This window comes from Halomonas denitrificans (genome assembly GCF_003056305.1).
GTDB lineage: Bacteria > Pseudomonadota > Gammaproteobacteria > Pseudomonadales > Halomonadaceae > Halomonas > Halomonas denitrificans.
Genome location: NZ_PYVX01000001.1, coordinates 421,225 through 437,613 on the forward strand (window position 1 = coordinate 421,225; position 16,389 = coordinate 437,613).

At 69.5% G+C, this 16,389-nt stretch carries 14 protein-coding genes; 3 read left to right on the forward strand and 11 right to left on the reverse strand.

What is annotated here, in order from left to right; genetic code table 11:
* Positions 1 to 143 precede the first annotated feature (143 nt).
* The 3 genes from C9F13_RS01920 to C9F13_RS01930 all read left to right on the forward strand — a co-directional run bounded on the left by C9F13_RS01920 (position 144) and on the right by C9F13_RS01930 (position 3,797).
* On the forward strand, positions 144 to 2,120 hold the full coding sequence (locus C9F13_RS01920) for a RecQ family ATP-dependent DNA helicase (RefSeq protein ID WP_108444548.1): 1,977 nt from the start codon (positions 144 to 146) through the stop codon (positions 2,118 to 2,120).
* 150 nt (positions 2,121 to 2,270) lie between these two features.
* The gene (locus C9F13_RS01925; protein WP_108444549.1) at positions 2,271 to 2,609 is read left to right on the forward strand and encodes a 4a-hydroxytetrahydrobiopterin dehydratase; all 339 of its coding nucleotides are present in this window, start codon (positions 2,271 to 2,273) and stop codon (positions 2,607 to 2,609) included.
* Positions 2,610 to 3,797 (forward strand): amino acid aminotransferase, encoded by a 1,188-nt coding sequence (locus C9F13_RS01930; protein WP_108444550.1) that lies wholly within the window; start codon positions 2,610 to 2,612, stop codon positions 3,795 to 3,797.
* A 68-nt stretch (positions 3,798 to 3,865) separates the two neighbouring features.
* Here C9F13_RS01930 and C9F13_RS01935 read toward each other — a convergent pair whose 3' ends face one another.
* From C9F13_RS01935 to folC, 11 genes are all read right to left on the reverse strand, one after another.
* Entirely contained in the window at positions 3,866 to 5,125 is a 1,260-nt protein-coding gene (locus C9F13_RS01935) for a D-amino acid dehydrogenase (protein WP_108444551.1), read from the reverse strand.
* A 165-nt stretch (positions 5,126 to 5,290) separates the two neighbouring features.
* Positions 5,291 to 6,577 (reverse strand): MATE family efflux transporter, encoded by a 1,287-nt coding sequence (locus C9F13_RS01940; protein ID WP_108444552.1) that lies wholly within the window; start codon positions 6,575 to 6,577, stop codon positions 5,291 to 5,293.
* A 117-nt stretch (positions 6,578 to 6,694) separates the two neighbouring features.
* Positions 6,695 to 8,521, reverse strand: a complete 1,827-nt coding sequence (locus C9F13_RS01945) for a putative bifunctional diguanylate cyclase/phosphodiesterase (RefSeq protein ID WP_108444553.1) — start codon at positions 8,519 to 8,521, stop codon at positions 6,695 to 6,697.
* Between the two features lie 306 nt (positions 8,522 to 8,827).
* Positions 8,828 to 9,412 carry a YceI family protein gene (locus C9F13_RS01950; protein ID WP_108444554.1) on the reverse strand — a complete coding sequence of 195 codons (585 nt, stop codon included), beginning with the start codon at positions 9,410 to 9,412 and terminating at the stop codon, positions 8,828 to 8,830.
* A gap of 38 nt (positions 9,413 to 9,450) precedes the next feature.
* Positions 9,451 to 10,005, reverse strand: coding sequence for a cytochrome b (locus C9F13_RS01955; protein WP_108445316.1), 555 nt, complete (start codon positions 10,003 to 10,005; stop codon positions 9,451 to 9,453).
* A 171-nt stretch (positions 10,006 to 10,176) separates the two neighbouring features.
* Positions 10,177 to 10,866 (reverse strand): type 1 glutamine amidotransferase domain-containing protein, encoded by a 690-nt coding sequence (locus C9F13_RS01960; protein ID WP_108444555.1) that lies wholly within the window; start codon positions 10,864 to 10,866, stop codon positions 10,177 to 10,179.
* Between the two features lie 145 nt (positions 10,867 to 11,011).
* Positions 11,012 to 12,208, reverse strand: coding sequence for an O-succinylhomoserine sulfhydrylase (locus tag C9F13_RS01965; protein ID WP_108444556.1), 1,197 nt, complete (start codon positions 12,206 to 12,208; stop codon positions 11,012 to 11,014).
* A gap of 11 nt (positions 12,209 to 12,219) precedes the next feature.
* Entirely contained in the window at positions 12,220 to 13,740 is a 1,521-nt protein-coding gene (purF, locus tag C9F13_RS01970) for an amidophosphoribosyltransferase (RefSeq protein WP_108444557.1), read from the reverse strand.
* Between the two features lie 75 nt (positions 13,741 to 13,815).
* Entirely contained in the window at positions 13,816 to 14,400 is a 585-nt protein-coding gene (locus tag C9F13_RS01975; RefSeq protein WP_108444558.1) for a CvpA family protein, read from the reverse strand.
* On the reverse strand, positions 14,397 to 15,050 hold the full coding sequence (locus C9F13_RS01980) for an SPOR domain-containing protein (protein WP_108444559.1): 654 nt from the start codon (positions 15,048 to 15,050) through the stop codon (positions 14,397 to 14,399). The genes C9F13_RS01975 and C9F13_RS01980 overlap by 4 nt, the downstream gene beginning before the upstream one ends.
* Positions 15,047 to 16,381, reverse strand: coding sequence for a bifunctional tetrahydrofolate synthase/dihydrofolate synthase (folC, locus tag C9F13_RS01985; RefSeq protein WP_108444560.1), 1,335 nt, complete (start codon positions 16,379 to 16,381; stop codon positions 15,047 to 15,049). Before folC ends, C9F13_RS01980 begins: the two co-directional genes overlap by 4 nt.
* Between the last annotated feature and the right edge of the window lie 8 nt (positions 16,382 to 16,389).

The following is a 16,389-nucleotide window of genomic DNA, read 5'->3' on the forward strand; positions in this document are numbered from 1 at the left end:
CCATGCCACCTCCCCGACCCGCCGATCGCGACGGGCACACCCGAAGTATAGTGACTGCATCGACCGGCGGACGCGCGTCGCCCGGGACCGGTATACTGGACGGATCCCCAGTGAACCTCCAACGACCCGGCAGGGAGAGCCCCATGATCCAGCAGACGCTCGCACAGGTCTTCGGCTACGACGACTTCCGCCCCGGCCAGCGGCCGGTGATCGAGGCGATCGTGGCCGGCCGCTCGGCGGCGGCCATCTTCCCCACCGGCTCCGGCAAGTCGCTCTGCTACCAGCTGCCCGCCCTGCACCTCCCGCACCTGACGCTGGTGATCTCGCCCCTGCTGGCGCTGATGCAGGACCAGCTGGCCTTCCTGGCGCGCCACGGCATCGCCGCCGCCAGCCTCGATTCCGGCCAGAGCCGCGAGGAGGCGGCGGCGGTGATGGAGGGCGTCAAGCGCGGCGACATCCGCATCCTGATGGTCTCCGTCGAGCGCCTCAAGAACGAGCGCTTCCGGGCCTTCATCCGCCGCGTGCCGATCTCGCTGATGGTGGTCGACGAGGCGCACTGCATCTCAGAATGGGGCCACAACTTCCGGCCGGACTACCTCAAGCTGCCCGCCTATCGCCGGGAGTTCGACATCCCGCAGGTGCTGCTGCTCACCGCCACGGCCACGCCGCGGGTCATCGACGACATGCGCGACCGCTTCGACATCGCCCCGGAGGACGTCACCGGCACCGGCTTCTATCGCGCCAACCTCGACCTCGAGGTCTCGCCGGTGCCCGCCGATGAGCGCCCGCGCCGGCTGGTGGAGTGGCTGCGACCGAAATTCACGCCGGGCCCGCCCGAGCCCACCATCGTCTACGTCACCCTGCAGCAGACCGCCGAGCGCCTGGCCGCCTACCTCCAGAAGGTCGGCCTGCCCGCCACGGCCTACCACGCGGGACTCGACGCCGAGCGACGCGACACCATCCAGCGGGACTTCATGGCGGGACAGACGCCCTGCATCGTCGCCACCATCGCCTTCGGCATGGGCATCGACAAGGCCGACATCCGCAACGTCGTGCACTTCGATTTGCCGAAGTCCATCGAGAACTACAGCCAGGAGATCGGCCGTGCCGGCCGGGATGGGCGGCCCTCGCGCTGCCTGATGCTGGCCGGGCGCGACCACCTCGAGGTGCTGGAGAACTTCGTCTATGGCGACACGCCGGAGCAGCACGGCATCCGGCGCGTGATCGACACCCTGCAGGCCGCCGGAGGCGAATGGGAGCTGATGCTCAACGCCCTGTCGCGACACAGCAATATTCGCCCCCTGCCGCTCAAGACCCTGCTGGTACAGCTCGAGCTGCGCGGCATCATCGCCCCGCGCTACAGCTACTTCGCCGACTACCGCTTCCGGCTGACGGAGGAGCCGGAGACGCTGGTGGCCCGCTTCCAGGAGGAGCGCCGCGCCTTCGTCCAGGCGATTCTCGATGCCGCCTCCCGGGCGCGCACCTGGTACACTCTCGACTTCGCCGCCCTCGAGGCGCTGGGCGCCGAGCGCGGGCTCGATACCCGGCGCGGACGCGTCATCACCGCCCTGGAGTACTTCGTCGAGAAGGGCTGGATGACGCTCGAGAGCAAGCAGATGACCGAGGTCTACGAGGTGCTCGACCGCGAGGCCGACCCGGCGGCGCTCACCGAGGAGCTGACCCGCTATTTCCGCGACAAGGAGCGCGCCGAGATCGCGCGACTCGAGGCCATGCTGGCCCTCTTCGAGAGCGACGGCTGCCTCAGCCGGCGCCTGGCCGACTGGTTCGGCGATGCCCGGGCACCGGCGCGCTGCGGCCACTGCTCGGCCTGCCGTGGCCAGGTGGCGAAGCTGCCCGCCGCCGCCAAGGCCGCGCCGCCGGCGCCACAGGACCTCGACGCGCTGTGCGCCCCCTTCCTCGAGCGACTCGGCCAGGCCGGCGAGGGCCACCCCGCCACGCCGGACCTGCTGACACGCTTTCTCTGCGGGATCGCCACCCCGCTCTTCACGCCGCTGAAGGCGCGCCAGCTGCCCGGCTTCGCCGCCCTCGAGGGCGTGCCCTACGGCGAGGTGCGCGAGCGGGTCGCCGCCGGGATGGCCACGCCGCCACCTGCGGCCTGACCCGCGCATGCCGGAGGGCGGCGCAGCGACGATGCCCGGCGCGAGGCCGGGCCCGGCATCGGCTTGACGAGGCGGCGCCGCTGCACGACCTTTCTCGGCAGAGGTCGGCGCGCCGACGCGCCGAGCCCTGTCGACGACCAGGAGGAGACCATGAGCCAGCTTTCCGAACAGACGTGCGAGGCCTGTCGCGCGGACGCTCCCCAGGTGACCCAGGCCGAGATCGAGCGCTACCACGCCGAGATCCCCGAGTGGCGGATCGTCGAGCGCGATGGCATCATGAAGCTCGAGCGAAGCTTCACGTTTCGCGACTTCCAGCAGGCCCTCGAGTTCACCAATCGCGTCGGCGAGATCGCCGAACAGGCCGGCCATCACCCGGCCCTGTTGACCGAATGGGGCAAGGTCACCGTGACCTGGTGGTCGCACGAGATGAAGGGCCTGCACAAGAACGATTTCATTCTTGCCGCCAGAACTGACGAGGTAGCGACGTAAATGTTCGAGAAAATTGAGCGGGTTCCCGGGGACGCCATCCTCGGTCTGATCGAGGCCTTCAAGAAGGACACCAATCCCCAGAAGGTCGATCTCGGCGTGGGCGTCTACAAGGACGACCAGGGCAACACCCCGGTGATGCGCGCCGTGAAGGAAGCCGAGGCCCTGCTGCTCAAGAACGAGACCACCAAGACCTACATCGGCTCGCACGGTGCGCCGGCGTATGGCCAGGCGGTGCTGCCTCTGGTGCTGGGCGAGGGCTCGCCGGTGCTCGAGGCCGGTCGCGCCAGCGCCACCCAGTCCCCCGGCGGCACCGGCGCCCTGCGCCTGGCGGCGGACTTCATCGCCAAGCAGCTGCCCGGCAAGGACATCTGGGTCAGCGACCCGACCTGGCCGAACCACTTGGGCATCTTCCCGGCCGCCGGCCTGACCCTGCACAAGTACCCCTACGTCGACGCCGAGAACCGCCTGGACTTCGACGGCATGCTCGGCGCGCTCAAGCAGATTCCGCAGGGCGACGTGGTGCTGCTGCACGCCTGCTGCCACAACCCCACCGGTTTCGACCTCTCCCAGGACCAGTGGCAGCAGGTGCTGGAAGTGGTCCGCGAGCGCAACCTGCTGCCGCTGATCGACTTCGCCTACCAGGGCTTCGGCGAGGGCCTCGACGAGGACGCCTACGGGGTGCGCCTGCTGGCCGAGAACCTCGACGAGGTGATCATCACCAGCTCCTGCTCCAAGAACTTCGGCATCTACTGCGAGCGCACCGGCTGCCTGATCCTGGTGGCGAAGGATGCCGAGCAGATGGAGAACGTGCGCTCCCAGGTGGCCATCGTCGCCCGCGAGAACTACTCCAACCCGCCGGCCCATGGCGGCGCCATCGTCAGCGAGATCCTGCACTCGGCCGAGCTGGCCGCCGTGTGGCGCGAGGAGCTCACCGAGATGCGCGATCGCATCAACACCCTGCGTCGCGACTTCGTCGAGGCTCTCAAGCCCTACGGCCTGGACCAGAAGTACGCCTGCGTCGCCGAGCAGCGCGGCATGTTCTCCTACACCGGCCTGACGCCGGACCAGGTCGACCGCCTGCGTGACGAGTTCGGCATCTACATGGTGCGCTCCGGTCGCGCCAACGTGGCCGGCTTCTCCCACGAGAACCTGCCCTACCTCGCCAAGGCGATCGCCGCGGTCAACTGATCCCGGCCCTCCCCCAAGCGACGACGCCCGGGCCAATGGCCCGGGCGTCGTGCGTTACGGCGGGACGATCACGCCGCGTAGCGCGAGACGTCCAGGCCGCGGGGATCGATGGCCGGCGACTTGCCGCTCATCAGGTCGGCCAGCAGCTGGGCGCTGCCGCAGCTCATGGTCCAGCCCAGGGTGCCGTGGCCGGTGTTGAGCCACAGGTTGTCGACCCGGGTGGCGCCGATGATCGGCGTGGAGTCCGGGGTCATGGGGCGCAGCCCGGTCCAGAACTCCGCGCGGCCCACGTCCCCCCCCTCGGGGAAGACGTCGCGCACCACCATGGCGATGGTGGCCCGGCGCTTCTCCAGCAGGCTCAGGTCATAGGAGGCGAGCTCGGCGGTGCCGCCCACCCGGATGCGGTCATCGAAGCGCGAGATCGCCACCTTGAAGGTCTCGTCCATCACCGTGGACTGGGGGGCGCCGCCGTCGTCGGTGACCGGGACGGTCAGGCTGTAGCCCTTGACCGGGTAGATCGGCAACCGGATGTCCATGTCCTTGACCAGGAACGGCGAGTAGCTGCCCAGGCAGACCACGTAGGCGTCGGCGGTCAGCTCGCCCTCGCTGGTCACCACGCTCTCGATGCGCCCGGCGCTGCGCTTGAGGCGCTGGATCTCGACGTTGAAGCGGAACTCGACGCCCAGCCGCTCGCGGCAGTAGTCGGCCAGGCGATTGGTGAAGAGGTAGCAGTCGCCGGTCTGGTCGTCGGGCAGGTGCAGCCCGCCGACGAACTTGCCCGGCACCCGGCCAAGCGCCGGCTCGACCCCGGCGATCTCGTCGGCGCCCAGCAGCTTGTGACGCACGCCGCACTGCTCCAGGACCCGCATGTCCTTGGCCACCGCCTCGACCTGGCTCTCGTGGCGAAACAGCTGCATCAGGCCGCGCTGGCGATCCTCGTAGCGGATGCCGGTCTCGTCGCGCAGGGCATCGATGCAGGCGCGGCTGTGCTCGGCCACGCGCACCATGCGCTCCTTGTTGACCATGTAGCGCTCGGGATCGCAGTTGCCGAGCATCTGCATCATGAAGCGCGCCATGCTCGGGTCCATCTTGGGCTGGATCTTGAGCGGCGCATGCTCCTGGAACATCCACTTGACGGCCTTCTGGGGAATGCCCGGCGCCGCCCAGGGCGAGGAGAAGCCGAAGGAGACCTGGCCAGCGTTACCGTAGCTGGTTTCCAGCGCCGGCGACGGCTGGCGATCCACCACCGTGACCTCGTGGCCCTGCCGAGCCAGGTAATAGGCGCTGGTGACGCCGACGACGCCGCTGCCGAGAATCAGTACCTTCATGCGCTTCCCCTTCTGCCGGGTGGTGAGATCATCGAGCCACGCAGTATAGGGATACACTTCCAGTGAATTTGCCCAAATCATCCACCATTCACGCACGAAAGGAACGTTTTTTCTCTTACAAACAATAGGAAAGCATTTTTGTAGACAATTTTTCAGAGGATTCCTCTAGGAGGCTTCGGCGGGCTGGCGGCGCGGGCTCGCCAGGATCCGTCTCAGCACCTGCCAGGCCGCCAGGCCCGCCAGCAGATTGCCGATGGCCGCCCCCACCGCCAGGCCCACCAGGTCGCCGAGCCAGGCCCCGAGCCACAGGCACGGCAGGTAGAAGAGGAAGAGCCGCGCCCCCGACATCAGCATGGCCCGCAGTGGCCAGCCCAGGGCGTTGCCGGCCGAGACCACGATCATGCAGACCCCCAGCGCCGCATAGCTTGGCAGCAGGAAACGGATCAGGATCGCCAGGTCGTCTCGCACCTCGGGGTTGCCGGAGAGCGCGAGGGCGAGCCAGGGGGAGGCCAGCGCCATGATCACCCCCAGCGACAGCTGCCAGGCCACCACCACCCTCAGCGCCAGGCGCATCAGCCGATGCACCTGCGCCCAGTCGCCCGCCCCGTAGCAGCGCCCGAGCCAGGGGGGCAACGACATCGTCATGGCCAGCACCACCATCAGCGACAGGGTCTCCAGGCGGCTGGCCAGTCCCCAGGCCGCCACCTGGGGCTCGCCCAGGGAGGCCACCACCGAGATCGCCAGCATCGCGGCAAGGGGCGGCATCAGCTGGCTGATCATCGCCGGGCCGGCGATACCGAGGAAGGGCGCGAGCGAGCGCCCAAGCTCCGCGGCCAGCCCCTCGACGGCGAGCCACGCCTTGTCTCGCAGGCGCTGGGCCAGCAGCGCAAGGCCGATGGCGAAGGCGATGGTGGTGGCCCAGGCGGCGCCCGGCAGGCCCAGCCCCGCCCAGGGCCCGATCCCGAAGATCAGCAGCGGGTCCAGCAGCAGGTTCAGCAGGCTCGTGATCACCATCATCTTGCCCGGCAGCCAGGTGTCGCCGTGGGCCCGGAACAGGCTGTAGCCGAAGTAGAGCACCGCCCCGAGCCAGGCGGCCACCAGCTGGGGGCCCCAGTAGTCGCGAATCAGCGCCCGGGACGCCGCGTCGGCGCCCAGCAGGCCGAAGAGCGGCGCCTGGACGGCCCACAGCAGCAGGGCGAGGAGCGCGATGGTGACGGTGCCGACCAGCAGCACCAGGCTGCCCAGCCGGCGGGCCCGCGCCGCTTCTCCCGCGCCGAGGGCCCGTGAGATCAATGCCGCGATGGCGATGCCCATGCCCACCTGGATGCCGATGACCAGGAAGGAGAGCGGGAAGGTGAAGGACTGGGCGGCCAGCGGCGCCGTGCCGAGGCGAGCGATGAAGGCGCTGTCGACCAGCTGGAAGCCGAGCAGCGCCAGCACGCCGATCGCCATGGGCCAGGTCTGGCGCCACAGGGTGAGGCCTAGGGAGGAACGGGATGCGTCGAGGGAATTCACACGGACTCCGGGGTCTGTCGGGGTGACGCATTCTACGCCATGGCGGCGCCGGGCTCAGCCCGAGTTCCCCTCCTCCCCTGCCCCCCGTCCGGCCAGCAGGCGCTCGATGTCCGCGGCGGACATGGGGTGGAAGAAATGGAAGCCCTGCACCCACTCGCAGCGCAACGCCTGGATCAGCGCCAGCTGCTCGTGCGTCTCGACCCCCTCGGCCACCACCTCGAGCCCCAGCCGATGGCCGATGAAGACCGCGGCCTCCAGGATGGCCCGATCGTCGGAGAGTTCCGGCGCGTCCCGCACGAAGGCGCGATCGATCTTCAGCGCCTTGACCGGGAAGTGCTTGAGGTAGCTCAGCGACGAATAGCCGGTACCGAAATCGTCGATGGCGATGTGATAGCCCTGGCGATGCAGCCGGCGCAGCCCCTCGAGGATGCGTTCGTCGGCCTCGATCAGCACGTGCTCGGTGAGCTCGATGCCGATATGCCCCGCGCCCAGGCCGTGACGGGCCAGGCACGCCTCGAAGCGCTCGACGAGATCGGGGCGGCTCACCTGTCGCCCGGAGAGGTTGATGTCGATGCGCCCGATCGGCAGGCCGAGGTCTCGCCACCGGGCCCGCTGGCGACAGGCGGTTTCCATGACCCAGTCGCCGAGGCGATGGATCAGGTCGGACTGCTCGGCCAGGGGAATGAACTCGGTGGGCGAGATGGGCGCACCCTCCGCCGACTGCCAGCGCAGCAGTGCCTCGAGATGCTCTATGCGCCCGCTCTCGACCGACACCAGGGGCTGATAGTGCAGGGCGAGCTCGTCACGCTCGAGCGCCCACTCCAGGCGCTCGACGAGACGATGCTGGTGCAGCAGCTCGTCGTGGAGCCGCTGATCGAAGAACCAGACGCTGCCGCGGCCGTCGAGCTTGGCCCGATTCTTGGCCACGTCGGCATGGCGCACCAGCTCCCGCGCCGACGCGCCGTTATCCGGATAGCAGCTGATCCCGAGGCAGGCCGTGACCTGGCGACGCACGCCGCCCACCACGAAGGGGGCGCGCAGGGCCTGCTGCACCTTCTGCACCAGCTGCACCGCGACCTCCTCGCGGCGCACGCCCGGGAAGGCGATCACGAACTCGTCGCCGGAGAGACGCGCCATCGGATCGGCGCCGCCCTTGATGCGATGCAGGCGGCGGCTCAGCTCGACCAGCAGGCGATCGCCCTGCTCGTAGCCGAGGGCGTCGTTGATCTCCACGAAGCGATCGATGTCCAGATAGAGCAGTGCCAGGACGGTGTCCTGGCTGCGACAGTGGGCCAGGAGCTCGTCGAGCTGGGCCTCGAAGGTCTGGCGATTGGGCAGGTGCGTCAGGGCATCGAAGCGTGTGGCGAAGTCCAGTTCGCGATGGGCGCGCTTCTGGTCCGAGAGGTCCACGTCGATGCAGAACATCAGGGGGTCGTCGGTGTGCTCGTTGAGCATCACGTGATGGGAGAAGACCGGCACCCGCTCGCCGCTCTTGTGCTGGAGCTCGAGTTCCTCGGCGGGAATCTCGACACCCTGCTCCACCCAGGCATGGTGGGCCCGAATCACGGGCTCGCGCATGGCGTCCGGGATGATCAGCTCCTCGAGCAGCCGGCCCTGGACCTCGTCGGGGGCATAGCCGTAGAGCCGGGTGCTGGCATCGTTCCAGTAGATCACCCGACGGTGGCGATCGTAGCCCTGCACGGCGACCCTGGGCAGGCTCTCCAGCAGCGCCCGGAAGCGCTGCTCGCTCTCCAGGTACTGGCGACGCAGGCGATCGGCGTCGTCCCGGGAGGCACGCTCGCAGAGGGCGCACCACCCGGCCCTGACCTGCCGCCAGCGACCGGCCAGCCATTTCCGAACACGGGTGTCACGACCGCTCATTGCTTCCCTCGTCATCGCCTGGCGATACCGTCCGGCTGGCTGAACGCCCATGACCGTGAGCGGCATCGATCCGACCCATTTTACCCTCTTGTGTAAGAATTATCTTACATTGCATGACGCCGTCGCCTGGGTAGTTCACTCCGCTCTTTCTTCAGCAACCTAGTCGCACGACGCCGAGGCGTCTCATACATTTTCATACCTGATGGCCTCGACTCGTTGCGACGCCACAGGCCAACGACGCAACGCCCCCCTGGGAGCTCCCAGGGGGGCGTTGCGTTGCCGGATCGGTCAGGAACCCGAGGCGACTTACTGGCGGATGCCCTCGAAGGTGACGTAGAGCTCGAGCTCGTGCATCGACTCGGGGAACTTGCTCATGTCGATGCCGTAGTCCGCCAGGACCAGCGTGGTGGAGCCCTCGAAGCCGGCGCGATAGTTGCCCCAGGGATCCTCGCCCTCACCCAGCAGGGTCACCGGCATCTCGATCTCGTTGGTCTCGCCGTGCAGCGTCAGCTCGCCGCTCAGCACGCCCTCGTTGTCGCCGCTGGGCGCGAAGCCGGTGGAGGTGAAGGTCGCGGTCGGGTACTCGCCGGTCGCCAGGAAGTCATCGCTCTTGATGTGCTTGTCGCGCTCGGCGTGGTTGCTGGTGAGGCTGGTCACGTCGACTTCGAGATTGGCGGCCGAGGCCTCCAGGTTCTCCGGATCGTAGTGGAAGCTGCCCGAGAACTCCTCGAAGCTGCCGAGGATGTAGGAGAAGCCCAGGTGGCTGATCTTGAACTGGATGAAGGCGTGCTGGCCCTCGGTGTCGATGGCGTAGTCGGCGGCCTGGGCCTGGCTCAGCGGCACCAGGGCGGTGGCGGCCAGGGCGGCGGCGATGGCGGTCTTCTTGATCATGACGGCTCCTTGCAGTCGTTTCAGGGGGGATCGTCGCCTCAGGGGCGACCGGAACGGCGCGGGTCGACCATCCGCGTCAGGACGTCGCTGCGATCGACCCAGTGGTGTTTCAGGGCGGCCAGGGCGTGGCCGGCGGACAGCAGCATCAGCACCAGGGCGCTGTACCAGTGGACGCGGCCGGCCAGGGTGGCCTGGTCCGGCAGGCCGCTGATCAGCGCCGGCACCTCGAAGAGATCGAACACCTGGATCCCGTCGCCCTCGGCGGTGGAGATCAGATAGCCGCTGATCAGCACCACCAGCATCAGCAGGTAGAGCCCGACGTGGCCGAGATGGACGGCCAGACGCTCGAGGCGCTGCCCCCTCTCCTCCGGCGTGGGCTGGGCGGCCCGCCATCCCAGGCGGATCAGGGTGGCCAGCAGCAGCAGCATGCCGACCGAGCGGTGCCACCAGGGCCCGAGGTTGTACCAGCGGTCGTAGTAGTCGAGTTCCGTCATCCACCAGCCCAGGGCGAACAGACCGATGACGGCCAGGGCACTGATCCAGTGCAGCAGGATGCTGGTCAGCCCCCAGCCGCGAGGGGTGTTCTTCCACATGGTCTCACTGCCTCCCTGCACATGGTGATCGGCGCCCAGCATACCCTAGCGCTCGATCGACATCCGCGAATAAACCCGAACGTCCCATTCAAAAAAACCGCATGCCGCCGACACGACGGGCGTGACGGGCGGCATGGCGGGGGGTGCGGCGATCCTTGTGGCCGCGCGGTATCAGTGGCGCTCAGCCAGCACCTCGAGCAGCAAGCGGGCCGTGGGCGCGCTGGAGGCCGGGTTCTGCCCGGTCACCAGCAGCCCGTCGCGGACCTGGAAGGGGGCGAAGTCATCGTCGCTGCGCTCGTACCGCCCCCCCTTCTCCTTGAGGGCATCCTCGAGCAGGTGCGGCACGACGCCGGTGAGCCCCACCGCCTCCTCCTCGCTGTTGGCGAAGCCGGTGACCCGGCGGCCCTGGATCAGCGGCTCGCCATCGGGGGTCCGTGCGTCGAGCAGCACCGTGGGCGCGTGGCAGACGGCGGCCACCGGCCGCTCGGCGGCCAGGAAGGCCTCGATCAGGCGGCGGGAATCGGCATCGCCGGTCAGGTCCCACAGCGGGCCGTGTCCGCCGGGATAGAAGATCGCGTCGAAGTCATCGACCTCGACCTCGGCGAGCTTGCGGGTGCTGGCGAGCTGCGCCTTGGCCTGGTCATCCGCCTCGAAGCGCCGGGTCTCCTCGGTGAGGGCCTCCTCGGCCTGGGAGTTGGGGTCCACCGGCGGCAGGCCGCCCTTGGGCGAGGCCAGGGTGACCTCGGCGCCGGCGTCCTTGAAGACGTAGTAGGGCGCGGCGAACTCCTCGAGCCAGAAGCCGGTCTTGTGGTCGGTATCGCCCATGCGGTCATGGGAGGTCAGTACCATCAGGATCTTCATCGCGGCCCTCCTCGGGCGTTGGTGCATGCGTGCCTAGATGAGATGGAGATGCGGGCGAGGAGTTCAAGGAGGGGGCGAGAAAACCACAAGAAAGCGCCTGCCACGACGGGCAGGCGCTCGGTGCCAAGGGACCGTCGACGGGCCGTCAGACCAGGGCGTCGAGCCCGCGGGCCAGGTCGTCGCGGATGTCCTCCAGCGCCTCCAGCCCCACCGCCAGGCGGATCAGGCCCTCGCTGATCCCGGCGGCGGCCTTCTGCGCCTCAGAGAGGCGGCCATGGGTAGTGGTCGCGGGGTGGGTGATGGTGGTCTTGACGTCGCCGAGATTGCCGGTGATCGAGACCATGCGCGTGGCATCGATCACCGACCAGGCCGCCTCGCGCCCGCCCTTCACCTCGACGCCGACCACCGCCCCGAAGCCCAGCTGCTGGCGACCGGCGAGCTCATGCTGCGGATGGCTGGCCAGGCCGCTGTAGTGGACCCGCGCCACCGCCGGGTGGCCCTCCAGCCACTCGGCGAGCCGCCCGGCGTTCTCGCAGTGGGCGCGCATGCGCAGGTTCAGGGTCTCGAGGCCCTTGGTGAAGAGCCAGGCATTGAAGGGGCTCAGGCAGGGCCCGCAGGTGCGTACCACCCCGAACACCTCCTCGAGCTCCTTGTCGCGGCCGACCACGGCCCCGCCGATCGCCCTGCCCTGGCCATCCAGGTACTTGGTGGCGGAGTGGATCACCAGGTCCGCCCCCAGCGACAGCGGCCGCTGCAGCGCCGGCGTCAAAAAGCAGTTGTCGATGGCAAGCCAAGCTCCGTGGCGGTGGGCGATCTCGGCCAGGGCCGCGATGTCCACCACCTCGGAGAGCGGGTTCGAGGGCGTCTCGGCGAACAGCAGCTTGGTCGCCGGGGTGATGGCCGCCTCCCACGCCTCGAGGTTCGACAGCTCCACGTAGCGGGTGGTGATGCCGAACTTGCCCAGGTACTTGTCGAACAGGCTGACGGTGGAGCCGAACAGCGAGCGCGAGGCGACGATCTCGTCGCCCGCGGAGAGCAGCGCCAGCGCCGTGGCCATGATCGCCGCCATGCCGGAACTGGTGGCCACGCAGCGCTCGCCGCCCTCCAGGGCCGCCAGGCGCTGCTCGAAGGTGCGCACGGTGGGGTTGGTGAAGCGCGAGTAGATGTTGCCCGGCTCCTCGCCGCCGAACTTGGCCGCCGCCTCGGCGGCGCTGCCGTAGACGAAGCTCGAGGTCGGGAAGATCGGCTCGCCGTGCTCCTGCTCGTGGGTGCGCTGATGGCCGGCGCGAATGGCCAGGGTCTCGAGCTCCCACTCCGGCGCGGGTGTCTGGTCCTGCTGCATGACGGGCCCCTTCAGTCGTCGATGTCGTCTTCCTGGTTGTGCATCCCCACCAGCGCATGGTCGCCGGCGCTGAGCTGCTTGGCATCGTCGCTGCGCGAGGCCTCGAGCGCCGCCAGGTAGCGGTCGTCGATGTCACCGGTCACGTAGTGGCCGTCGAACACCGAGCAGTCGAAGCTCTCGAGGTCCGGGTTCACCTCGCGACAGGCGGCCTTCAGGTCGTCGAGGTCCTGGTAGAAGATCCGGTCGGCCCCGATCAGTTCGCCCACCTCGGCCTCGCTGCGCCCGTGGGCGATCAGCTCGTTGGCCGCCGGCATGTCGATGCCGTAGACGTTGGGGTAGCGCACCGGCGGCGCGGCGGAGGCGAAGTAGACCTTGCGGGCGCCGGCCTCGCGCGCCATCTGGATGATCTGCTTGCAGGTGGTGCCGCGCACGATGGAGTCGTCCACCAGCAGCACGTTCTTGCCCTGGAACTCGACGCCGATGGCGTTGAGCTTCTGGCGCACCGACTTCTTGCGCTGGGTCTGGCCCGGCATGATGAAGGTCCGCCCGATATAGCGGTTCTTCATGAAGCCTTCGCGATAGGTCACGCCGAGGTGCTGGGCGAGTTCCAGCGCCGAGGTCCGCGAGGTGTCGGGGATCGGGATCACCACGTCGATGTCGTGCTCGGGCCACTCGTTGCGGATACGGTCGCCAAGCTTGCGTCCCATCTGCATGCGGGTGCCGTAGACGTAGGCGCCGTCGAGGATGGAGTCCGGGCGCGCCAGGTAGACGTGCTCGAAGATGCAGGAGGCGAGCCGCGGGGCATCGGCACACTGCTGGGTGTGGATGGCGCCAGTCATGTCGACGAAGATCGCCTCGCCAGGGGCCAGGTCGCGATCGAGCTCGAAGCCGCCGACGTCGAGTGCCACGGACTCCGAGGCGATCATCACCTCCTGCCCCTCGCCCTCGTCGCGGGTGCCGAAGACCACCGGACGGATGCCGTGGGGGTCGCGGAAGGCGACCAGGCCGACGCCGTTGATAATCGCCACCGCGGCATAGCCGCCCCGGCAGCGACGATGCACGCGGCGCACCGCGTCGAAGATGTCGCCGGGCGCCAGGTGCAGCCCCTGCTTGCCGAGCTCGTGGGCGAAGACGTTGAGCAGCACCTCGGAGTCGGAGCTGGTGTTGATGTGGCGCAGGTCGGAGGAGAACAGCTCCTGCTTGAGCTGATCGGAGTTGGTCAGGTTGCCGTTGTGCGCCAGGGTGATGCCGTAGGGGGAATTGACGTAGAACGGCTGCGATTCCGCCTCGCTGGAGGAGCCGGCGGTGGGATAGCGCACGTGGCCGATGCCCAGGTTGCCCTTGAGTCGGGCCATGTGGCGGGTATGGAAGACGTCCCGCACCAGGCCGTTGCTCTTGCGCAACAGGAACCGGCCATCGTCCCAGGTCATCATGCCGGCGGCATCCTGTCCGCGGTGCTGGAGCACGGTCAGGGCGTCATAGATGCCCTGATTCACCGCCTGCTTGGCCATCAGGCCCACGATACCGCACATTCTACCTTACCTCTCTTGCCGGGTACTTGCTGTGAAGGGTCGGGACGGGGCATGGCGCCGTCCCGGTGTCATGTGTCAGGGGGGCGTCGCCTCATCGGCGTCGTCCGGTTCGGCCTCGGCGGACGGGGCCGGCGCCGCCTTCGGCAGGGGGAGCTCCCGCAGCGAGGAGGGCTCGGGCAGGCGGCCCTCCCAGGCCGCCAGATGGCTCACCGCCCAGTCCTGGAGCCGTTCGAAGGTCGGGCGCAGCGCTGCCTCCTGCCAGGCCTGGAGCTGGACCAGCGGCGTCAGGCCCATCAGCAGGGTCGCCAGCACGAGGATCGCCGTGCCCTTGGCCAGGCCGAAGGCGGTGCCGGTCACCCGGTTCAACAGGCCCATGCCCACCCACTCCACGGCGGCATGCACCATGCGGATGACCAGGCCGCAGAGCAGGATCACCGCGAAGATCACCAGCACGAAGGCCAGCACCAGGCGGCCATCGGCGCTGTCGATCACCCCGGTGAACAGCTGGGCCACCGGCGGGGCCAGCAGCCGGGCCGCCAGCAGCGCGATGATCCAGGCGGCGAGCCCCAGGGCCTCGCGGACCAGCCCGCGCATGAAGCCGGCAAGCCCGGTCACCACCAGCACCGCGACGAAGATCCAGTCGATCCAGGTCAGCGTCATGAGTCGCTGTCCGCACGCACCAGCAGGCCCTGGAGGTTGTCCCGGGCCTTGAGCTCACCCATCACCCGCTCGCCCTCCCGGGAGGAGGCGAAGGGGCCGACGTAGACGGTGGTCAGGCCGTTGTCGCGGGCGCGGCGATAGACGGGCAGGCCCTGCTCGGCGAGCCTGGCCTCGAGGCGCTCGGCGTTGGCGACCTCGCCGAAGCTGCCCACCTGCACGGCCCACTCCCCCTCGGGGACGGCCTCGACCGGGGTGGCCGAGGCCTGCTGCTGACTCGCCAAACGCTCGTCGGCGGCGCGGGCCAGCTCGGCGATGGGATCCACGGTCGGCGCCTCGGCGGGCTCGGGCGACGTCGCTGCCGGCTCGGACGCCGACTCGCCCTCGGGCACGTCCTGTCGCGCCACCTCCGGCGCGGCGGAGGCCTCGCGGGACGCAGCGACCTCGGACTCGGCCGCCCGATCGAGACTCTCCGGCGGCTGCGGCTCCGGCAGCTCGCGGCGCGACACCTCGACCGGCTGCTCGATGGTCATCACCGGCTGGGGCCGCTCGCCCCGCGGGGCCGGGTCGTCGAAGAGCATGGGCAGGAAGATCACCGCCAGGGCGATCAGGATCACGGCCCCGCTGAGGCGCTCTCGCATTCCGTACTTCATCTCGCTTCCTCGCTGCGCGTGGCATGCTCTGCCGTCGTCGCCACGCCCGAGCCATCGGCGTGATGCCAGGCCAGCACGGCGGCGACGGTGAAGAAGGAGCCGCAGACCAGCACGCGATCCTCGGGCGCGAGGTGCGTCGACAGCCAGTCGGCGGCCTCGGCCGGCGAGGCGCCGCGATGCCAGACCGTGGCGCCCCGACGGGCCAGGCGTTCGGCCAGGTCGTCCGCCGTGCGCGCCCGCTCGCCGTCGAGGCTCGCCGGCACCCAGGCATCCACCACCGGCGCCAGGGCGGCGATCACCCCGTCGGCATCCTTGTCGGCGAGCATGCCGATCAGGACGACGGTGCGCCCCTGGCAGGGACGCGCCGCGAGCCGCCGCGCCACGTAGTCGGCGGCGTGGGGGTTATGGCCGACATCCAGGCACCAGGAACCGAGCCACTGCATGCGTCCGGGCAGCCGCACGCTCGCCAGGGCCTGGCGGCAGGCCGCGTCCTCCAGCGACACCCCGGCGAGCGCCAGGGCCTGCAGGGCGCTGGCGGCATTGTCCAGCGGCAGCCCCGGATCGGGCAGCTCGGCAACCCCGAGGGGATGCCCCTCGGCGTCCTGACCGAGCCAGCGCCAGCCGGCGCCCTCCCCCTCACGGCGGAAGGCCTCGCCCAGCGCCACCCGCCGCGCCCCGCGCTCGCGGGCGACGTCGCTGACGCTCGCCGGCAGAGTCGTGCTGCCCAGCACCGCGGGGCGGCCGGGACGCAGGATGCCGGCCTTCTCGCGACCGATGCCCTGGAGATCGGTGCCCAGGAAGGCGGCATGATCCTGGGCCACGGTGGTGATCACCGCGACGTCGGGATCGATGACGTTGACGGCATCCAGGCGGCCGCCCAGCCCCACCTCGAGGATCGCCAGCGCCGGGCGCTGCCGGGCGATCGCCCACAGCGCCCCGAGGGTGCCCACCTCGAAGTAGGTCAGGCTGATCGGTTCGCCTGCAAGCCGCGCCGCCTCGACCGCCTCGAAGCCGGCGATGAGGGTGGCGTCATCGGCCTGCCGGCCGTCCAGGCGCAGGCGCTCGTTGTAGTGCAGCAGGTGGGGCGAGGTGTAGGTCGCCGTGGAGAGGCCGTGGGCCCGGGCCAGGGCCTCGAGCATGGCCACCGTCGACCCCTTGCCGTTGGTGCCGGCGACGGTGATGACGCGAGACGCCGGCGGCGCCTCGAGCAGGCCCATGCGGCGCGCGACCTCGGCCACGCGGTCGAGGCCGAGGTCGATGCCGACCGGATGGGCCGCTTCCAGCCGGGCCAGCCAGGCCGAAAGCGTCGTGGGCAGGGCGTGCTCGCTCATGGGGAGGG

Bases quoted from the DNA above. Each gene is read 5' to 3' on its own strand.
- C9F13_RS01965 (WP_108444556.1), bottom strand. From the start codon at position 12,208: ATGCAGCAGGACCAGACACCCGCGCCGGAGTGGGAGCTCGAGACCCTG.
- C9F13_RS01980 (WP_108444559.1), bottom strand. From the start codon at position 15,050: ATGAAGTACGGAATGCGAGAGCGCCTCAGCGGGGCCGTGATCCTGATC.
- purF (WP_108444557.1), bottom strand. From the start codon at position 13,740: ATGTGCGGTATCGTGGGCCTGATGGCCAAGCAGGCGGTGAATCAGGGC.
- C9F13_RS01935 (WP_108444551.1), bottom strand. From the start codon at position 5,125: ATGAAGGTACTGATTCTCGGCAGCGGCGTCGTCGGCGTCACCAGCGCC.
- C9F13_RS01975 (WP_108444558.1), bottom strand. From the start codon at position 14,400: ATGACGCTGACCTGGATCGACTGGATCTTCGTCGCGGTGCTGGTGGTG.
- C9F13_RS01920 (WP_108444548.1), top strand. From the start codon at position 144: ATGATCCAGCAGACGCTCGCACAGGTCTTCGGCTACGACGACTTCCGC.
- C9F13_RS01960 (WP_108444555.1), bottom strand. From the start codon at position 10,866: ATGAAGATCCTGATGGTACTGACCTCCCATGACCGCATGGGCGATACC.
- folC (WP_108444560.1), bottom strand. From the start codon at position 16,381: ATGAGCGAGCACGCCCTGCCCACGACGCTTTCGGCCTGGCTGGCCCGG.
- C9F13_RS01940 (WP_108444552.1), bottom strand. From the start codon at position 6,577: ATGGCGATCGGCGTGCTGGCGCTGCTCGGCTTCCAGCTGGTCGACAGC.
- C9F13_RS01930 (WP_108444550.1), top strand. From the start codon at position 2,610: ATGTTCGAGAAAATTGAGCGGGTTCCCGGGGACGCCATCCTCGGTCTG.
- C9F13_RS01955 (WP_108445316.1), bottom strand. From the start codon at position 10,005: ATGTGGAAGAACACCCCTCGCGGCTGGGGGCTGACCAGCATCCTGCTG.
- C9F13_RS01925 (WP_108444549.1), top strand. From the start codon at position 2,271: ATGAGCCAGCTTTCCGAACAGACGTGCGAGGCCTGTCGCGCGGACGCT.
- C9F13_RS01950 (WP_108444554.1), bottom strand. From the start codon at position 9,412: ATGATCAAGAAGACCGCCATCGCCGCCGCCCTGGCCGCCACCGCCCTG.
- C9F13_RS01945 (WP_108444553.1), bottom strand. From the start codon at position 8,521: ATGAGCGGTCGTGACACCCGTGTTCGGAAATGGCTGGCCGGTCGCTGG.